The 17,935-nt window shown below is 71.8% G+C and carries 14 protein-coding genes and 1 pseudogene; 8 read left to right on the forward strand and 7 right to left on the reverse strand.

Annotated features, from left to right (window positions below; genetic code table 11):
• Window positions 1-75 precede the first annotated feature (75 nt).
• Window positions 76-702: a DUF1295 domain-containing protein gene (locus OV079_RS32610; RefSeq protein ID WP_267773095.1), complete on the forward strand. Its 627-nt coding sequence runs from the start codon at window positions 76-78 to the stop codon at window positions 700-702.
• 107 nt (window positions 703-809) lie between these two features.
• Here the strand turns inward: OV079_RS32610 and OV079_RS32615 are convergent, their stop codons facing one another.
• The 6 genes and pseudogenes from OV079_RS32615 to proB all read right to left on the reverse strand — a co-directional run.
• Window positions 810-1,199 (reverse strand): hypothetical protein, encoded by a 390-nt coding sequence (locus tag OV079_RS32615; protein ID WP_267773096.1) that lies wholly within the window; start codon window positions 1,197-1,199, stop codon window positions 810-812.
• On the reverse strand, window positions 1,190-2,311 hold the full coding sequence (locus OV079_RS32620) for a cytochrome-c peroxidase (RefSeq protein WP_267773098.1): 1,122 nt from the start codon (window positions 2,309-2,311) through the stop codon (window positions 1,190-1,192). Before OV079_RS32620 ends, OV079_RS32615 begins: the two co-directional genes overlap by 10 nt.
• A 1,113-nt stretch (window positions 2,312-3,424) precedes the next feature.
• Window positions 3,425-3,637: a hypothetical protein gene (locus tag OV079_RS32625; RefSeq protein ID WP_267773099.1), complete on the reverse strand. Its 213-nt coding sequence runs from the start codon at window positions 3,635-3,637 to the stop codon at window positions 3,425-3,427.
• Window positions 3,558-4,631 carry an aldehyde dehydrogenase family protein gene (locus tag OV079_RS32630; RefSeq protein ID WP_267773100.1) on the reverse strand — a complete coding sequence of 358 codons (1,074 nt, stop codon included), beginning with the start codon at window positions 4,629-4,631 and terminating at the stop codon, window positions 3,558-3,560. Before OV079_RS32630 ends, OV079_RS32625 begins: the two co-directional genes overlap by 80 nt.
• A gap of 186 nt (window positions 4,632-4,817) precedes the next feature.
• On the reverse strand, window positions 4,818-5,288 hold the full coding sequence (locus OV079_RS32635; RefSeq protein ID WP_267778700.1) for a PUA domain-containing protein: 471 nt from the start codon (window positions 5,286-5,288) through the stop codon (window positions 4,818-4,820).
• Window positions 5,283-5,979, reverse strand: a pseudogene (proB, locus tag OV079_RS58970) (glutamate 5-kinase); the annotation flags it as partial. The gene OV079_RS32635 and the pseudogene proB, both read right to left, overlap by 6 nt.
• 1,456 nt (window positions 5,980-7,435) lie before the next feature.
• Here proB and OV079_RS32645 point away from each other — a divergent pair.
• From OV079_RS32645 to OV079_RS32675, 7 genes are all read left to right on the forward strand, one after another.
• The gene (locus OV079_RS32645; protein ID WP_267773101.1) at window positions 7,436-10,627 is read left to right on the forward strand and encodes a TonB-dependent receptor; all 3,192 of its coding nucleotides are present in this window, start codon (window positions 7,436-7,438) and stop codon (window positions 10,625-10,627) included.
• 173 nt (window positions 10,628-10,800) lie between these two features.
• Window positions 10,801-11,481, forward strand: coding sequence for a hypothetical protein (locus tag OV079_RS32650; RefSeq protein ID WP_267773102.1), 681 nt, complete (start codon window positions 10,801-10,803; stop codon window positions 11,479-11,481).
• 19 nt (window positions 11,482-11,500) lie between these two features.
• Window positions 11,501-11,725 (forward strand): hypothetical protein, encoded by a 225-nt coding sequence (locus OV079_RS32655; protein WP_267773104.1) that lies wholly within the window; start codon window positions 11,501-11,503, stop codon window positions 11,723-11,725.
• Entirely contained in the window at window positions 11,722-12,339 is a 618-nt protein-coding gene (locus tag OV079_RS32660; RefSeq protein ID WP_267773107.1) for a hypothetical protein, read from the forward strand. The genes OV079_RS32655 and OV079_RS32660 overlap by 4 nt, the downstream gene beginning before the upstream one ends.
• Window positions 12,340-12,417: 78 nt before the next feature.
• Window positions 12,418-12,786, forward strand: a complete 369-nt coding sequence (locus OV079_RS32665) for a YciI family protein (protein ID WP_267773108.1) — start codon at window positions 12,418-12,420, stop codon at window positions 12,784-12,786.
• Window positions 12,787-12,907: 121 nt separating this feature from the next.
• On the forward strand, window positions 12,908-15,922 hold the full coding sequence (locus OV079_RS32670) for a serine/threonine-protein kinase (RefSeq protein ID WP_267773109.1): 3,015 nt from the start codon (window positions 12,908-12,910) through the stop codon (window positions 15,920-15,922).
• Between the two features lie 183 nt (window positions 15,923-16,105).
• Entirely contained in the window at window positions 16,106-17,074 is a 969-nt protein-coding gene (locus OV079_RS32675) for an ATP-grasp domain-containing protein (protein ID WP_267773110.1), read from the forward strand.
• A 410-nt stretch (window positions 17,075-17,484) separates the two neighbouring features.
• Here OV079_RS32675 and OV079_RS32680 read toward each other — a convergent pair whose 3' ends face one another.
• Complete coding sequence (locus OV079_RS32680) at window positions 17,485-17,928, reverse strand: ferritin family protein (protein WP_267773112.1); 444 nt, start codon at window positions 17,926-17,928, stop codon at window positions 17,485-17,487.
• Between the last annotated feature and the right edge of the window lie 7 nt (window positions 17,929-17,935).

Below are 17,935 nucleotides of genomic sequence, written 5' to 3' on the forward strand. Positions count from 1 at the left end.
CACCCCTGAGGTCTCACGCGCCGCGCACCCTGTCAAGCGCCCGCATCGCTACCATCCGCGGCCACCGGCCCCGCCATGCGCCCGAAGCACAAGTTTTACATCGACACCCACAAGGGCGCCACCGCCCTCGCCGTCCTGGCCCTCATCGCCGCGTACGACGCCTGGCACAACGAGACCGCGTGGATCTACCTCGCCCTGCACGGCACCTACGGGCTCTTGTGGATCTGGAAGAGCCTCCGCTTCCCCGACAAGCAATGGGAGCAGGAGGTCACCCGCGGCTACGGCCTTTTGACGTGGTTCACGCTCACGCTCTATTGGGTCGGCCCGTGGATCATCGTCCGCGACGACCTCCACGCCGCGCCGTGGCTGCTCGCGCTGTGCGTGGCGATGTGGGGCGTCGGCGTGTTCCTCCACTTCGGCGCCGACATGCAGAAGCACATGCACCTGAAGCTCGCGCCCGGCACCCTGCTCACCGACGGCCTGTGGGCGCGCTCGCGCAACCCCAATTACCTCGGCGAGCTGCTCATCTACGCCGGCTTCTGCCTGCTCTCGCGCCACTGGGCGCCGATGCTCGTGCTCGGCGCCATGTTCTTCGGCGTGTGGCTGCCCAACATGCTGAAGAAGGACGCCTCGCTGGCTCGCTACCCCGAGTTCGCCGCCTGGAAGGCGCGCACCAGCCTCATCATTCCCGGCCTGCTGTGACCGCCGGCCCGCCGGCTGCCAGCATTCGCCGCGGTCGCAAATGCGAACACCGGGCCGCCCTCGCGGCCGGCCCGGTGTTTTCATGAAAGTCCGACTCCGCGCCCCGCTTACGGGTCGACCGGCAGCCCGCTCGGCACGCTGGCCGGGATCAGGTGCGAGAAGTCGGCCCCGTTGTCGTCGCTGAGCGCGTGCAGGAACTGCACCAGGTTGTCGAGCGCCAGCGGTCCGCCGATGTCCACGGTGTAGAGCAGCGGGTCGACGCCGGCGGCGATGATCGCCTGCCGGTTCTCGAGGAACTGCGAGTGCATCGCCACCTCGTCCACGCTCTCGGTGATGTCGTAGCCGAGCAGCGACAGCACCGGGAGGCGATAGTGGCGGAGGAAGTCCTTGATGTCGTTGTAATGGCTCTGCCGGCCCCACGGCCCGGTCAGCATCACGTTGCGCAGCGGCGGCGTGCGCCACGCGTACTTGTCGGCCGGGTCCCCGCTCAGTCGCATGCGCCCGTAATCGTCGAGCCCGCCCGGCCCGTCGCCGCCCGGCACCGTGTCGCCCGGCCCGAATTGCGGCTGCAGCGTCTTGTGAAAGTCCTCGTCGGTGAACGCGTTGCCCGCGTGACACGACGTGCAATGCCGAGGTCGGGGTCGAGGAAGCGGCGCGCACCCGCCAGCTGTTGCAGCGTCAGCGCGTCGTCGTCGCCGGGGGTGACCGCGCCGGTGGTCGGGTCGAAGCGGCCGACGAACCGGTCCCACGGCGTATCGTCGGAGAAGAACGCGCGGAACTCGTAGGCCGCGATCGCGTTGCCGGCGTAGGCGAAGTGCATGTCCTCGAAGTCCACCCCCGGATAGGCGGCCTCGAACATCTCGACGTACTCCGGGACCGCGCCGAGGCGCTCCATCATCTTCCCCCAGGCGCACAGCACCAGCCCGAACGGCGGGTCATCCTGCGGACATTCATCGGTGAAGTCGTTGTCGCCGGGGAAGCCGAGCATCTCCTGGTCGGTCACCTCCGGCATCATCGCCTGCCCCGCCGCGGCCTTCATGTCGGGGTCGAAGGCCTCGTCCTGCCACGCGAACGGGATGAACGGCCCGCCGAGCGGATACACGTAGCCGTCGGCGGCGAGCGGGACCTTGTGGTCGACCGCCAGGCCCTTCTGCAGCTTGTGCAGGTTCCACAGCGGCTGCGTCGTGCGCCCGCCCACGGCCGCGCCGACCCGCTGCGGCCCGATCCCGACCCCGTAGACCCCGCGGTTCATCGTCAGCCGATCGGTGGTCGCGAGCCGCGGGTGGTGACAGGTCGAGCACGACACGTCGCGGTTGCCGCTCAAGATCTTGTCGTAAAAGAGCGCCTCGCCGAGCTCGAACAGCTCGTCCGACACCGGCGGCGGCGGCTCGAGCGGCTCGATGCCGTTCTCCTCGATCAGGTCGCGCACCTCCGCGACCAGCAGCTGCTTCAGCAACGCGGCCGGCGTCAGCCCGCTACGCGGCTCGTCGGCGTCGTCCAGCGCGACGTCGGCCTCCACCCCCGCCGGTTCGGACACGCCCTCCACGTCGCACGCGAAAGCAGTGACCCACGACACCCCCAAGACCGCCACAACACGATGCTTCAGCATGACACTCCCCAAGCAGATTCGGCCGCGTCGACCCATTCCCGCAGGCCGACGCGCCGAGGTTTCTCGTCCGACAATGTGCCACCCGCGCGCGAGGAGGCGACCCCGCGCGACCTTCACCCGTCACGACTCACGATTCACCGCACACCCTCGCAGCGACCGCCTCCGCCCTGTCCCCCCGCCCGCGCGAGCCCCCCGCGGCCGCTTGTAAGATCGACTCCTCAGCATCTCACGCGGGCCCCTCCCCGTCAAGGCCACGCGCCCGCAGTGCTCACAATATTTAAAATGGATGTGGGGCGCGAGTCCTTACTCCGAGTCTCTTCCCGAGAGACTTCCGAGAGACTTCCCGAGAGACTTCCGAGAGACTTCCCGAGACCCCTTCATGCCGCTTTTCATTAAATCCTTCACCCGAACTTTTATGTAATCTACGGCCGCCCGCGCATTGCCTACATCGCCTCCGATGGTCCGCTCGATCGCTCGCGCCTCCGCGAGGTCGCCGGGCGCCCATCCGTCGCCCGCGGGCTCGTCCGTGGCCGCGGCGCCGCGCCTCCGGCGAAGTTCGCCTCCGGATGGACGTCCCCATCCGCTCGCCTGGTCTCGTTCGGGTGCGTCTTCATGTCATGTTCACGCACGACACTGCCCGCATTCGCGACGCGACCTGTGTTTCGCTCGCACCCATCGGATGCACGATCCACAAATGCTGGCATGACGTCCGGCCTGGACCGTCGGCCGCGCCTCACCGTCTCTGGCAACGTCGCATTGGCGTCCCGAATCGCCGAACGGATCTCGAAAAAATCACTCCGCCCACTCGGCTCACCGGCGTGAGCCGCCGCCTCCTCACCTCCGGCGTCCGTGCCGGTCCCAGCTCGATGCTCGCGCGCGATCGCGACGCGAACCGCTGCGCCGGCCCTCCGGCGCACCTCCGCACCCACCTCGTTTCGCCGGCAGCTTGTCTCGCGCCCGTCGGCCGCGCCACTCGCATCGCCCGCGTATCGTCGTTAGCGCCGCTGCGTCGCGAGCGAACGACGTTCGACTCGCATGAACGGGCCGGTCACTTTGCGATCGCGCGACCCGCGTTCCGCCGCGCCCGAGCGGCCTCGGCTGCCGCTGTCGGGTTCAGGGCTCGAGGTCGCGATGCGTGAAGCGTCGCTTGCCGGGGCCGTAATCGGAGGCGACCTGGCCGTGGCCGCGCAGCAGCCAGCGGTAGGTCAGCAGGCCCTCGGCGCCGACCGGCCCGCGAGCATGCAGTTTACCGGTCGAGATACCGACCTCCGCGCCGAGCCCGAAGCGATAGCCGTCGGCGAAGCGGGTGCTCGCGTTCCAGAACACGTCGGCGGCGTCGACCGCCGCGAGGAACTCTCGGCTGCGGCCGGGTCGGCCGCCACGATCGCCTCGGTGTGCTTCGACCCGTATCGGTCGATGTGGGCGAGCGCGTCCGCTTCATCGTCGACGCGCCGGATCGCCAGCACCAGCGCCCCGTACTCGTGGCCCCAATCCTGCTCGCTCGCGGCCGCCAGCTCGGGTGACGCGCCCGGGTCCGATCGCACCCGCGCAGCTCCACCCCGCGCTCGCGCAGCGCCGCCACGCAGGCGTCGAGCGCCGCCTCGGCCCCGCCTTCCCACAGCAGCGCCTCGATCGCGTTGCAGGCCGCCGGATAGCCGCACTTGGCGTCGGCCGCGATCGTCGCCGCCATCGCCGGCTCGGCCGACGCGTGCAAGAAGAGGTGGCACACGCCCTCGGCGTGGCCCATCACCGCGATCTGGGTGCTGCGCTGCACGTGGCGCACGAACTCGTGCCCGCCGCGGGCGATCACCAGGTCGAGCACGCCGTCGAGCGCCAGCATCGCCGTGATGTCCTCGCGCTGCTCGAGCAACGTGATCGCCGCCGGCGCGACCCCGTGGCGCTGCAGCGCCCGCTGCATCAATTCGACCAGCGCCCGGTTGCTCTCGCGCGCCTCGCTGCCGCCCTTCAGCAGCGCCGCGTTGCCGCTCTTCAGGCACAGCCCGCCGATCTGCGGCGCCGCGTCGGGCCGGGCCTCGAACACCACCCCGACCAGCCCCAGCGGGCACGGCACCTGCTCGAGCACCAGCCCGTCGTCGAGCTCGCGGCGCAGGCGAGGCCGGCCGAGCAGCTCCGGCCGGTCTGCCAGCTGAGCGAGCCCGTCGGCCACGCTGCCCAGCTTGGCGGCGTCGAGCCCGAGCCGCTTGAGCCGCGCCGGGTCGAGCTCGCCCGCCGCCGCGGCCGCCTTCGCCGCCGCCACGTCGCGCGCGTTGGCGGCCAGCAGGCGCTCGCGCTCGCCCGGGTCGGCCAGCGCCGCCGCCACGTCGCGCAGCAGTGACGAGCGGGCCGGCCCGGTCAGCGCCGCCAGCGGCGCCCGGCCGCGCGGGCGGCCAGCGCCAGCCCGCGCACCCGCTCCTCCGTCTGTCCCTCACGACCTGTCGCCTGCGTCATGTCCTATCGACCCTGTCCCGGGGAACATGCCCCGATCGACCTGTCCTCTCGGTCATCCTCAGACCTCGGACAGCGCCAGGTTGTCGCGGCCGACCACCGCGTCGTAGCCGCAGAACCCGAGGATGCTGGCGATCTCGCTGCTGTGGCGGCCGACCAGCCGGCGGCACTCCTCGGACGAGTAGTTGACGAGCCCGCGCCCGTGCACGCGCCCGCTGCCGTCGCGCAGCTCGACCAGCTCGCCGCGGGCGAACTCGCCGTCGACGCGCACGAGCCCGATCGGCAGCAGCGAGGCCTTGCGCTCGCGCAGCGCCGCGATCGCCCCCTCGTTGACGATGAGGCCGCCGCGCGCCGGCCCGCCCGAGGCGATCTGGCGCCGGTGGGCCGAGCGCCGCTGGGCCGGCGGCACGTAGGTCCCGCGGTCCTCGCCGCCGAGCGCCGCCACCAGCGCGCCGGGCAGGTGCCCGCTCGTGATCAGCACGCCGATGCCGGCCTTGCTGGCCAGGCGCGCCGCCTCGAGCTTGCTCGTCATTCCGCCGGTGCCGCCGGCCGACGTCCCGGCGGTGCGCGCCAGCGCCTCCTCGCTCACGTCGGCGAGCTCGGCGATCCGCCGCGCCTCGGGGTCGGTGCGCGGGTTGGCGGTGTAGAGCCCGTCGACGTCGGTCAAGATGACCAAGGTCAGCATCGATCGCCACCGCCACGCGGGCCGACAGTCCGTCGTTGTCGCCGAACTCGAGCCCCGGCCCGGCCGCCCCCTGGTTGCGGCGGTACTCGATCAGCTCGCGCACGCTGACGCTGTCGTTCTCGTTGAGGATCGGCACCACCCCGAGCTCGAGCAGGCGCATCAGCGTGGTCCGCACGCACAGCGCCCGGTCGCGGTCGGCCAGGTCCTCCTGGATGAGCAGCACCTGGGCCGCCTTGACCCCGAGCTGGCCGAACAGCTGGGTGTAGAGCGCCATCAAGTGGCCCTGCCCGACCGCCGCGCAGGCCTGGCGCAGCCCCAGCGAATCGGGCCGCCGGGGCAGGCCGAGCACCCGCTGGCCCATGCCGACCGCGCCGCTGCTGACCACGATCACCTCGCGACCCTGACGGTGCAGGTCGCACGCCGCCTCGACCAGGCTCGACAGCCGCCCGAGCGCCAGGCCGGCCTCCGGATGGGTCACGACCCCGGTCCCGAGTTTGATTACGATCCGCCGCGCCGCGGCCACGTCCCGCCGATTCATCGCACCACCTCGCGCCCCGCGCCTGCGCCGACAATGATCATAGCTCCGGCGCGGCCCACGAGGCGCTGTCCTCTCATCGCCGGCGGACGGTACCACAGCGGGCCCGCTCCCGGCCACCGGCGACCCCGCGCGCGACGCAACTCACGGTTGTGAGCGCCCGAGCCGCTCGGGGCCCCGCGAGGCGGAGCGCGCCCCGATCGCCTGGTCGCCCCGCGAGCTCGGCCGCTGTCGCCGCGCGCGTTCGTCCCGCTCGACCTCGTCCCCGCCGACAGCAGGCCGCGGCGGCCGCAGATCCAGCACGGGAGGCGTCACCGACGCGGCGTCGAGGAAGCGCCCGCCGAGCGCACCCTCGATCGGCGGCGACGAGCCAGTCACGACCCCCGACCGCGCTGCGCCTCAAGACCGCCCGTGGAGTCGAGCGAGCCGACGAGCGCGGTGTGATCATTCCATTCCCTCGACGATTCGCACGAGCGACCCTCGAGCCGCGCCGCGATCCGCTCGCAAGGTCACCCGCCGACATCGCCCTCGTCCGCCGCCATCGTCCCGACCGACCTGCCGCCGTATCCACTACGAGGTCGTCCGCCGCCTCGCCCCCGCGTCTCCAGCACGAAGTCGTCCGCCTCGACCTGCCGCCGCTCCATCCGCGAGCTCGTCCGCCGCCGTCGTCCGCGCTCACGCGATCGACCTGCCGCCGATCCATCCCGAGCTCGTCCGCCGACGTCGCCCGCGCCCACACGCAGCGGTCGCTGCGCAGACCGCTTCGCGCGTCCGCAGGGACCGCGACCGAGCCGAGCGACGCGAGCGCAGTGATCGCGGCCTCACCCGCGCCTCGGTTCGAACCGAACCGCTCCGGGCCCGACCCGCCCCCGCGCCTGCCCCTCGCCCGCGCCGGCCCTCGCTGGCGGATTGCCGCGCCTCGCATCGGCGCTGTCCGATGGACCGCGATAGTGACACCGAGCGGGCGAACGGCGGAGCTCGCCGGTCCCCTGAAGGCCTACACCGGCGGCGGGAACGCGAAGCCCCGGGGCCTGCGGCTCGCGGTTCCCCTGTACATACAATCCCTGTACAGAGATTTCCCTGCACATGCAATCAGCCTGCACATTGAGCAGTGCTGTCGGACGTGTGACAGGCGTCATTACTCGCTGAAATTTTGGTTAGCCACTTCACAATACAACAATGTAACCCAGCCCCATCCCGCCGATTGTAGGACCCAAAGCCGGCCGCCTGGGGTTTCACAGTTTGTGTTGACATGCAGCGGACGGGCAGGCTATGTGCGTGCGTGACCACCGACTTGGGTGTACGTACAAGCGTAGCCTCTCGATAACACTGTCAACCGCAGTCACGGGCCCCCATCGGGTCCGCGCCGGTGACGTTTGAATTTCGCGGCCGAATCGCGGCTAACCCCGGGCAAGAGGGCAAAATGCGCAGGAGTGCTTGGATCACCATTTTAGGTGCCGTGGCTGCACAGGCGGCGGTCGTTTCGACGGCCCAGGCCGGGCCGAGCGATGCGGTGCTCGTCGGCGTCGTCCGCGACGCCAGCACGGGCGAGGGCATCGAGGGGGCGCTCGTCATCGTCACGGGCGAGAAGATCCAGGGCGAGCGCACGATGACGACCAACGTCAGCGGCCTCTACCGTATTCCCAACTTGCCGCCCGGCACCTACGACGTGACCGTGTTCGCCAAGGACTACGGCGCGGGCAACAAGCGGACGGGCCTGCAGCTGCGCGCCGGCGTCACGATCCGCGTCGACGTCTCGCTGGTTCGTTCGGGCGCGCGCGAGGTCATCGAGGTCGCAGTGCCGGCGCCGACGGTCGACGTCGGCAGCAGCGCCACGGGCTTGTCGGTCGACCGCGAGATGGCGCAGCGGGTGCCGATCGCCATCCCGACCGGCAAGGGCGCCGCCAATCGTTCGTTCGAGGCCATCGCCGAGGCGACCCCGGGCGCCCGCAACGACACATACGGTACGAGCATCGCCGGCACCACCTCGCCGGAGAACAAGTACTACGTCGACGGCCTGTCGGTGAACGACCCCGGCTTCGGCCTCAACGGCACCGGCCTCTCGGTCGAATTCCTCGAAGAGGTGCGCATCGAGGCCGGCGGTTACATGCCGGAGCACGGGCGGTCGACGGGCGGTGTCATCAACGCCGTCACCAAGAGCGGCTCCAATCAGTTCCATGGCAACGTCTGGGCCTACTACACGCCGGGCCAGCTCGAGGGTCGGCGCGAGATCGCCCGCCGCGAGGGTGACGCGATCGTCACCGAGCGCAACCTCAATTGGATCGGCGACGCCGGCTTCGACCTCGGCGGGCGCATCATCAAGGACAAGCTGTGGTTCTACGGCGGCGTCAGCATCGCCCGCACCGTCTATGACCTGACCAGCTCGTGGAACCGCGTCGCCCTCGATCCGCAGGGCAACGCGCTGATCGACCCCGAGACCAAGTTCACCGTCACCGAGCGCATCGCCGGCACCACCCAGCGCTTCAAGGCCCAGGGAACCACCGTCCAGGCGATCGGCAAGCTCACCTACTCGCCGAACAAGCGCAACACGCTCGAGATCCTGGCGATCTACGCCCCGAGCCTGTCGGGCGGCAACGGCACCTTCGGCATGAACGCCCAGACCGGCCAGCCGGAGGTCTTGAACCTCGTCGGCGACTACGGGGCGCTGGCCCGCAAGTACCGCGACAACGCCACCGACCTGCAGTTCAAGTGGAACTGGCGCGACGACGACGGCAAGTGGAACTTCGACACGATCCTCGGCTGGCACCATCAGCTCAACCAGCGCAACGCCGTCGACGGCACCCGCGTCGGCGACACCACCGGCTTGGCCGGCACGCCGAGCGTCATCTATCGCCAGACCAATAACTTCTACGGCGCCGACGGCTCGCTGCTCGAGCCCGGCATGCCGGGTTACCGCGAGGTCCACTCGCTGACCGACCTCACGCCCCTGCCGTCGGGCGCGCCGGCGGGCGCGTGCGACCCGATGATGTACGGCTACACGGACCCGACGACGATGGACGCCCAGACGCGCTCCGTCGTCTGCCCGATCCGCCAGTGGACCGCGGGCGGCCCCGGCCTCCTCTACGACCGCCGGCTCGACCGCCTGCAGGCGCGCGAGATCGTCACGCGCCTGGCCCGCGGCGCCGGTCACCACGTCATCAAGTTCGGCGTCGACTTCGAGTACACGCAGTACAACAGCAACCGCGGCTACAGCGGCAACCAGATCTACCGCGAGTCGACGAACGGCACCAACTTCGCCGACTTCCGCATGTACTCGTTCCTCAGCGGGCCGGACGACGCCAACGTCATCCGCAACCTGAACTGGAACGTCATGTCGACCACGATCGGCGGCTTCATTCAGGACAGCTGGTCGATCATGGACAAGGTCACGCTGAACGCGGGCCTGCGCTACGACGCCCAGCACTTGTTCAGCGGCGACCGCACGCTGGCGATGGCCCTGCCGAACCAGTTCTCGCCGCGCGTCGGCCTCATCTGGGACCCGACCTACAGCGGCAAGGCCAAGCTGTTCGTCAACTACGCCCGCTTCTACCAGAGCGTCCCGCTCAACCTGGCCGACCGCGCCGGCACCGGCGAGCCCGGCCTGCAGTCGTTCCACAACGCGGTCGGCCCCGGGGCGTGCAGCGACCCCCTGGCCCCCGGCGCCAACGAGCCCGGCGGCGCGTGTACGACCGACGCCAACCGCCTCCTGATCGGCGGCCCCGCCGACCCCGACCAGCGGTGGGCGCTGGCCAGCGCCGGCAAGACCCCGATCGACCCGCGGCTCAAGCCGCAGTCCAGCGACGAGATCGTCGCCGGCGGCGAGTACGAGATCATCACCGACACCCGCCTCGGCGTGCAGTACACCCACCGCTGGCTGCACCGCGCGATCGAGGACATGAGCCGCGACGAGGCGGCCACCTACTTCATCGGCAACCCCGGCTACGGCATCGCCAAGGACTTCCCCAAGGCCAAGCGCGTCTACGACGCCGCGACCTTGTTCATCGAGAAGCGGTTCGCCAAGCACTGGATGGTCACCGGCAGCTACACGCTGTCGTGGCTGCGCGGCAACCTCGCCGGCCTGTTCCGCCCGGAGACCGGCCAGCTCGACCCGAACACCACCTCCGACTTCGACCTGATCTCGCTGCTCGAGAACCGGTCCGGCTACTTGCCCGGCGACACCCGCCACTCCTTCAAGATCTTCGCCGCCGGCGAGATCGTGCTCGGCAACGGCCAGTTCCTGCGGCTCGGCGGCGCGTTCCGGGCCCGTTCGGGCGGTCCCACCAATTACCTGGCCTCGCACGTCCTCTACGGCTTCGACGAGTCCTTCATCCTCCCGCGCGGCAGCGGCCAGCGGCTGCCGTGGAACTTCTCGATCGATCCGACCATCGGCTACACCAAGATCCTGCGCAAGGACCTGCGCCTCACCGTCTCGATGGACGTGTTCAACGTCGCCAACTTCCAGCAGATCCTGGCCACCGACGAGCGCTACACCTTCGACGAGGTCAACCCGATCAAGGGCGGCACCATCGGCGACCTGGCGAACGCCACCACCACCGACGGCACCCCGATCACGGTCAACCCGAACTTCGGCAACCCGACCCTCTACCAGCAGCCGCGGCAGTTCCGCTTCGGCGTCCGCCTGTCCTTCTGAGCGATGAGGTCTTCGATGCAGCCCAGCAAGCGCCCGTTCCTCCGCGCCCTCGTCCCCGGCGCGCTCCTCCTCGTCGCCGGAAGCAGCTGCAAGCAGCCGACGATGAACTGCACCACCGCGCATCTTTATTACGCGGCCAAGTACGAGCTCACCAAGGGCGACAAGGACTCGCCGTGCGCCCAGCAGAAGGGCGACATCCTCGGCATGCAGACCTACTCGCGACCGGCGGCATCAACGGCACCGCGAAGTTCGACGAGCCGACGGCGGCGATCCGCCCGCAGTACGCCGGCCTGCTCGTCGCCGAGGCCATGGAGTACCCCGTCGACGTGCCCGGCTTCACCGGCGAGAAGGGCGTCGAGCACTGGCCCAACGCGGTCGGCGACTTCGAGAGCGGCTTCCCCGACGGCGAGGACCTCTGTCACGTCCCCGAGCTCGTGTCCTCGTTCGACCGGCCCGAGCTGCCGGCGATCGCCGACGACCCGATGACGCCCGACGTCGACGAGACCGTCGAGGCCACCCCGCCGGTCAGCGTATCGTACGAATGGACCGACGCCCGCTGGCTCAACACCCCGGACGCCCAGGGCACCCAATTCGAGGCCGACCTCAAGTTCACCCAGGACGGCTGCACCGCCGAATTCCACGTGGTCGCCGTCTCCCCCGCCGTTCACTGCGTCACCGACGAGGACTGCACCGCCACCGGCAACGGCATCAACCCGGACTTCGCGGTCGAGTGCGACAACAGCATCAATGATCCGATGAGCCCGGACGTCGTCGACGACCCCATGACGCCCGAGGACGAGGCCGTCGATTACGGCCTGTGCGTCCTCGCCAAGCCGATCCCCTCCTACGAATAGCGAACGCGGAGCGACCACCATGCGACGTCCGTCGAATCACAGCACGATGCGCTGCCTCCAGATCGCCGCCACCGCGACCGCCCTGCTGGTCGCCCAGGCCCCCGCGTTCGCCCAGGCCCCGCCCGCGCCCGCCCCGACCAGCCCGGCTCCGCCCTCGCCCCCGCCTGCCGCGCCCGCGGCCTCCCCGGGCCCGCGCCCGCCCCGCCCGGCCCCGGTCCGACCTCGCCCGCTCCCGCTCCGGTGACCAGCCCGGCCCCGCCCGCGCCCGCGCCGGAGCCCGCCCCCAGCGCCGATCCGGGCCCCTGGAGCCCCACCGGCGAGCCGCCGCCCGTCGAGGCCGCCCCGCCGACCGAGCCCGCCCCGCCGACCGAGCCCGCCCCGCCGCCGGAGCCCGAGACCGCCGCCCCGCCGCCCGCCAGCCCCCCGCCGCCGGCCCTGACCCCGACCGACACCGCGCAGGCCAAGAAGATGCGCACCGCCGGTGCCGGCACGATGATCGCGGGCGGCATCGTCACCCTGGCCGGCTTCGCAGTCACCCTCGGCTTCACCCTGCGCGGCAACAAGCTCGAGAAGGACCTGGTCGGGGCCGAGGACGCCTATCAGCTCGGTGATTGCAGCCGCGTCACCACCGGCGATTGCCCCTCGCTGACCGCGAATCGCAACGAGATCCGCCAGGGCATCCTCGACGCCGATCGCATGACCGCGGTGGGCGGGGGCATCCTCGCCGGCGGCATCCTCGTCACCGCGATCGGCGGAATCATCTATCGCGTCGGCGTCAAGCGCCTGACCAACGCCGACGTCGCGCGCGTGCGCGTCAGCCCGACCTTCGGCGGCCTGTCGATCTCCGGCCGCTTCTGAGCCGATCGAGCGTCCGCACACGCGGGCGCGCACGGGCGCGGTCGCGCGCCCGTGCGCCGGAGCGGGCATACTCGCGCCGTGCTCTACGCCATCCTTTGCTACAACGACGAGAAGGTCGTCACCTCGTGGACCCAGGCCGAGGACGACGCAGTCATGGCTCGACTCGCGGTGGTGCATGACCGACTCACCGCCGAGGGCAAGCTCGGACCGGCGGTCCGCCTGCGGCCCACCGGCGCGGCGAAGACCCTGCGCAAGACCCAGCCGCCGGTCATCCTCGACGGCCCGTTCGCCGAGACCAAGGAGCAGCTGCTCGGCTTCTACGTCGTCGACTGCGCGACCCACGACGAGGCGCTCGCCATCTCGGGCGAGCTGGCGGTGGCCAACCCCGGCGGTTCGTACGAGGTGCGGCCGATCTCGCTGTTCGTGCCGGGCCACGAAGTGAGCTGAACGCGGTCCTCGCATTCAGTCACTGTCGACACCCACTGCCGCACCGCGCCCCCAGCTGCCATCAATGCGCGCGGGCTGGGCTGGCCGCGCCGCATCGCCTACAGTGCGTGGGCAAGCGGCGATGGAAGACGGCACCCCGCCCGTTCGGGACGACCTGACGATCTGCGAGCAGCCGCCGACCCGCGGCGGCGACCGCCACGACGCCACGCCGGTGCAGATCGGCCGCTACCTGGTCACGCGCAAGCTGGGCCAGGGCGGCATGGCGATCGTCTACGCCGCCTACGACCCGCAGCTCGACCGCCGCGTCGCCATCAAGCTGCTGCGCAGCGGGATCAAGGGCCGCAGCCTCAGCGTCGGCCAGGCCCGCCTGCAGCGCGAGGCCCAGACCCTGGCCCGCCTGTCGCACCCCAACGTGGTCCAGGTCTACGAGGTCGGCCGCTACGGCGACGACGTGTTCATCGCCATGGAGCTGGTCCCCGGCAAGACCCTTCGGACATGGCTCAAGAGCCAGGCTCCGACGTGGCGCCAGGTCGTCCGCGTGTTCCGCCAGGCCGGCGAGGGCCTGGCCGCCGCGCACGCCTACGGCATCGTCCACCGCGACTTCAAGCCGGAGAACGTGCTCGTCGGCGAGGACGACCGCGTGCGCGTGGTCGACTTCGGCCTCGCGCGCCTCGAGGAGCCGGACGCCGAGGCCCAGGAGCACCCCTCGCTCGGCGACCTCGGCGTGACCGAGTCGCCGCTCACGCGCGCGGGCGTGCTGGTCGGCACGCCCGCGTACATGGCCCCCGAGCAGTTCCTGCGCATGGCGCTGACCACCCGCACCGACCAGTTCAGCTTCTGCATCGCCCTCTACGAGGCGCTGTACGGCGCGCGCCCGTTCGACGGCAACACGGTCGAGACGATCCGCGAGAACGTCCTGCTCGGCCGCGTGCGCGAGCCGCCGCGCAACCCCGTGCCGGCGTGGGTGCGGCGGGTCGTCGCCCGCGGCCTGCAGGTCTCGGCCGACGACCGCTTCCCCGACATGCGCGCGCTGCTCGACGCGCTCGGCCGCGACCCCGCGGTCCCGCGCCGGCGCTGGGCGATCGCCGGCGGCGTGGCGCTCGCCCTGTTCGGCCTCGTCGGCCTCTACACCCGCCTGCTGGCGCAGCAGGCGGCCCGCTGCACCGGCGCCGAGGCCAACCTGGCGGGGATCTGGGACGCGCCGCGCCAGCAGCAGATCGAGCAGGCGCTGCTGGCCACCGGGGCCGCGTTCGCGCCGGCCACGTGGGCGACGGTCAAGCGCCGCCTCGACGCCTACGGCGGCCAGTGGGTCCGGCGCACCGAGGCCGCGTGCGTCGCCACCCACGTGCGCGGCGAGACCTCGGCGGAGCGGCTCGACCAGCGCCACGCCTGCCTCAACAGCCGCCTCGTCGAGCTGCGCGCGCTGTCGGAGGTGCTCGCGCGCGCCGGCCCGACCACCGTCGAGCAGGCCAGCGCCGCCGTCGACGCCCTGCCGCCGCTCGCCCCGTGCGACGACGACCGCTACCTCGACGCCCGCGTCAAGCCGCCGACCTCGCCCAACCTCGCGCTGATGGTCGCCGCGGTGCGCGAGCAGCTGGCCCACGGCAAGGCGTTGCTCGACGCCGGCGACGTCGCCGGCAGCGAGCGCACCACCGGCGCCGCCGCCCGCGCCGCCGAGGGCCTCGACTACCCGCCGCTGTGGGCCGAGGCCCAGCACCGCCGCGGCGTCGTCCGCCGCGAGCAGGCCGACTTCCGCGGCGCCATGACCGACCTGACCGAGGCCTTTCACCTGGCCAGCGAGCTCGGTCAGGACGACCTGGTCTTTCAGGCAGGTCTCGACCTGGCCGCCACCGCCCTCACCGGCGACTTCGCCGACGCCGCCCAGTGGGCCCGCCACGCCGAGGACGCGCTGCGCCGGACCGGCAGCGACCCCGCGCGCGAGGTCCGACTGATGCAGGTGCGCGCCAAGCTCCGCACCGCCGAGGGCCACGCCGACCTCGCCGAGCGCCTCCTCGGCGACGCCATCGCCCTCGTCGAGCGCATCGACGACCCCGAGCACGCCGAGCTCGCCTCCCTCGAGCTCGAGCTCGGCCACTGCCTCTACCGCCTCGGCCGCCACGACGACGCCCTCGCCCACCTCGGCCGCGCCCGCGAGCTGCTCGCCGACCTCGTCGGCACCAGCCACCCGCGCTACGCCGCCGCCCTCAACGTCCGCGCCGCCGTCCTCGTCAGCCTGACCCAGAACGAGGCCGCCCACGCCCTCTACGAGGAGGTCCTGGCGATCTACCAGCGCGCCTACGGCGAGCACCACCCGCTGGTCGCGCGCACCCTCAACAACATCGGCTACGTGCTCCTCGCCGAGCACCGCGTCGACGAGGCCGCCCAGCGGTTCGACCGCGCCTTCGAGATCCTGGGGCACGTCCACGGCGACGACCACCCGCAGCTGGTGATCGCGCTGACCAACCTCGCCAACGTCGCCACCGAGCGCGGCGACCACGAGACCGCGATCGCCCGCTACCTGCGCGCCAAGTCGATCGGCGAGCGCCGCCTCGGCCCCGACCACCCCGACCTCGCCGCCGTGCTCAGCAACCTGGGCTCGCTCTACGTGCGCCAGGGCCGGCTCGCCGAGGCGGAGCCGCTGCTGCAGCGCGCCATCGCCAACACCGAGCGCAACCGCGGCGACGACGAGATCTTGCGCGCCGAGGACCTGACGCGCCTGGGCGAGCTGCGGGCCCGCCAGGGCCGTCACCACGAGTCGCAGGCGCTGTATCAGCGGGCGCTGGCGCTGCTCGGCCGCTCGCTGCCGCCCGACCACCCGTTCCTGGCCCTCCCGCTGCTCGGTAGCGGCACCGCCCAGCTCGCGCTCGGCGACCCGCTCGCGGCCCTGGTCCCGCTCGAGCGCGCGCTGCGAATGATGCTGCTCGACCCCGCGGCCCGCCCGAACGAGGTCGCCATGGCCCGCTTCACCCTGGCCCGCGCCCTCGGAGCCGCGCAGCAAGAGCCCGACCGCGCCCGCGAGCTCGCCCGCGCCGCCCGCGAGCTGTTCGCCGCCGACCCGCTCGAGGCGTCCCAGGTCGCCGCCGTCGACGCCTGGCTGGCCGCCCAGGCCTGCCCCCACCGCCGCGGCGCCCCGTGACGACGAATCACCCTACTATGATCATAGGCCCCGATTCATAGCACCCACGACGACCTCGCCACTCGCCACTAGTCGACGTCACGTCACCGAGCGCGCTCGCCGCCGCGCGCGATAGCGCACCGAGCCCCCATCGCCGCCAGCGCCTCGCGCCGCGCGTCCTCTGATAAAGATCGTCCGTCGCTCATGCCGCGCTACCTCGTCACCGCCGATCCGGTCGCCAGCTTCCAGCCGCGCTTCGACACCACCCTGCGGCTCATGGCGGAGCTGCTGGCGCGCGGCGTCGAGGTCGACTACTGCGACCTGTTCACGACCGACATGTCTCTCGAGACAGACGCGTGGCTGACCGCCCTGCCGGTGCAGAAGGTGCTGTGGAGCGACCCGACGCGGCCGCCGTACGTCGGCCTCGGCGAGGTGCGGCCGGCCGCCGCGCTCGACTACGACGTCCTCGTCCACCGCAAGGACCCGCCGGTCGACGCCCGCTACCGCGGCTGGGCCGAGCGGTTCGCCGCGCTCGACGGCCGCCTGCTGCAGCTCAACGAGCCGGCCGAGGTCCTGCGGCACTCCGAGCACCTGCTGCCGACGCGCTTCCCCGCGTACGCGATCCCCACCGCCCACTGCCGCGAATTCGCCGAGCTGCGCGAGACGGTGCGCATGCAGCCGGTCGAGGCCGTGGTCAAGCCGATCGGCGAGTGCAGCGGGATCGGCATCGCCTTCTTCCGCCCCGACGCCCCCGAACCTGCCCTTTGGGACTGGTGGCAACAATACGGCGAGGCCGTCGTGCAGCCGTATCAGGACGCCGTCACCACCCGCGGCGACCTGCGGATCTTGACGATCGGCCGGCGGATCCTCGGCAGCGTCACCCGCCTCCCGCGCCCCGGCTCGCGGCTCGCCAACCTCCACCAGGGGGCCTCGTTCCACGCCTTCGACCCGACCCCGCGCCAGCTCGAAGCGGTCGCGGCCGTGACCGCCGACCTCGTGCCGCGCGGCCTCTACCTGCTCGGCCTCGACTTCATCGGCGACCTGCTGTCCGAGGTCAACTTCACCAGCCCGTCCGCGATGGTCCAGATCGGCGAGGTCATGCACAAGCGCCCCGAGGTCGAGCTCGTCGACGAGCTCGAGGCGCTCCGCCGCGGCTTCGTCGCCCGCGCCTGAGCCCGGCCGCCGAGGTCCGCCGGCCGCGACGCCCGCGAGCGGCGACCCTCGCTCCACCGGAGCAGGTCGCTGCAACCGACCTCGCTCGCCGCTCGAGCCGCGGCACGTGGTTCCGCGCCGGAGCAGGTCGCTGCGGATCTGCCGCTCGATGGGCGCCTCGAATGTGTCGGCACCGTGACCCCTGCGCCGGAGCAGACCGCTGCCCAGAAGCCGGCCTCGATTCGGGCCGCGAAGGGCGGCAGATGACCCGCGCCGGAGCAGGTCGCTGCGACTCAGCCGGCCTCGATCGACGCCCCGAGCGTCGGCACTGGCCCTCTCGGACGGAGCAGCACTCTACAGCTCAGCCAGCCTCGCTCGACGCCGCGAGCGTGCGCCCGTGGCCTCGCTGTGAAAGAGCAGCTCGCTGCGGCTCAGCCGGTCTCGATCAACGCCTCGAGCGTCGGCACGTGGCCCTCGCTGCGGCGGAGCAGGTCGCTGCGGATCATCGCCTTGACCCCGGGCGTCAGCGCCGGGTCGGCCAGCGCGCGCCGGTAGGCCTCGACCTGGCGCGCCTCGCCGTCGCGGAGCGCGTGGACCGTGGCGGCCAGCTCGTCGTCGCCGCGTACTGCGATGTCGGGCTCGCGGCCGGCGCTGGCGGCCGGTGCGGTCTCGCCGTGGCGCAGCAGCAACCCGCGGAGCACCTGGACCGAACGGCTGTGGTCGACGCAGATCTGCCGCAGTTGTGCGCCCACTGGCTGACCATCGAGCCGCTCCAGCGCACCGCGGTAGGTCTCGACCGCCGACAGTTCGGCCCGCAACAGACTGGTCAACGTCTCCGGCGGGCCAACGCGCTCGAGGTTCGTCGATAACGCCATGGCGATG

Origin of the sequence: Nannocystis pusilla (genome assembly GCF_026626665.1) — a bacterium.
Lineage (GTDB): Bacteria > Myxococcota_A > Polyangia > Nannocystales > Nannocystaceae > Nannocystis > Nannocystis pusilla.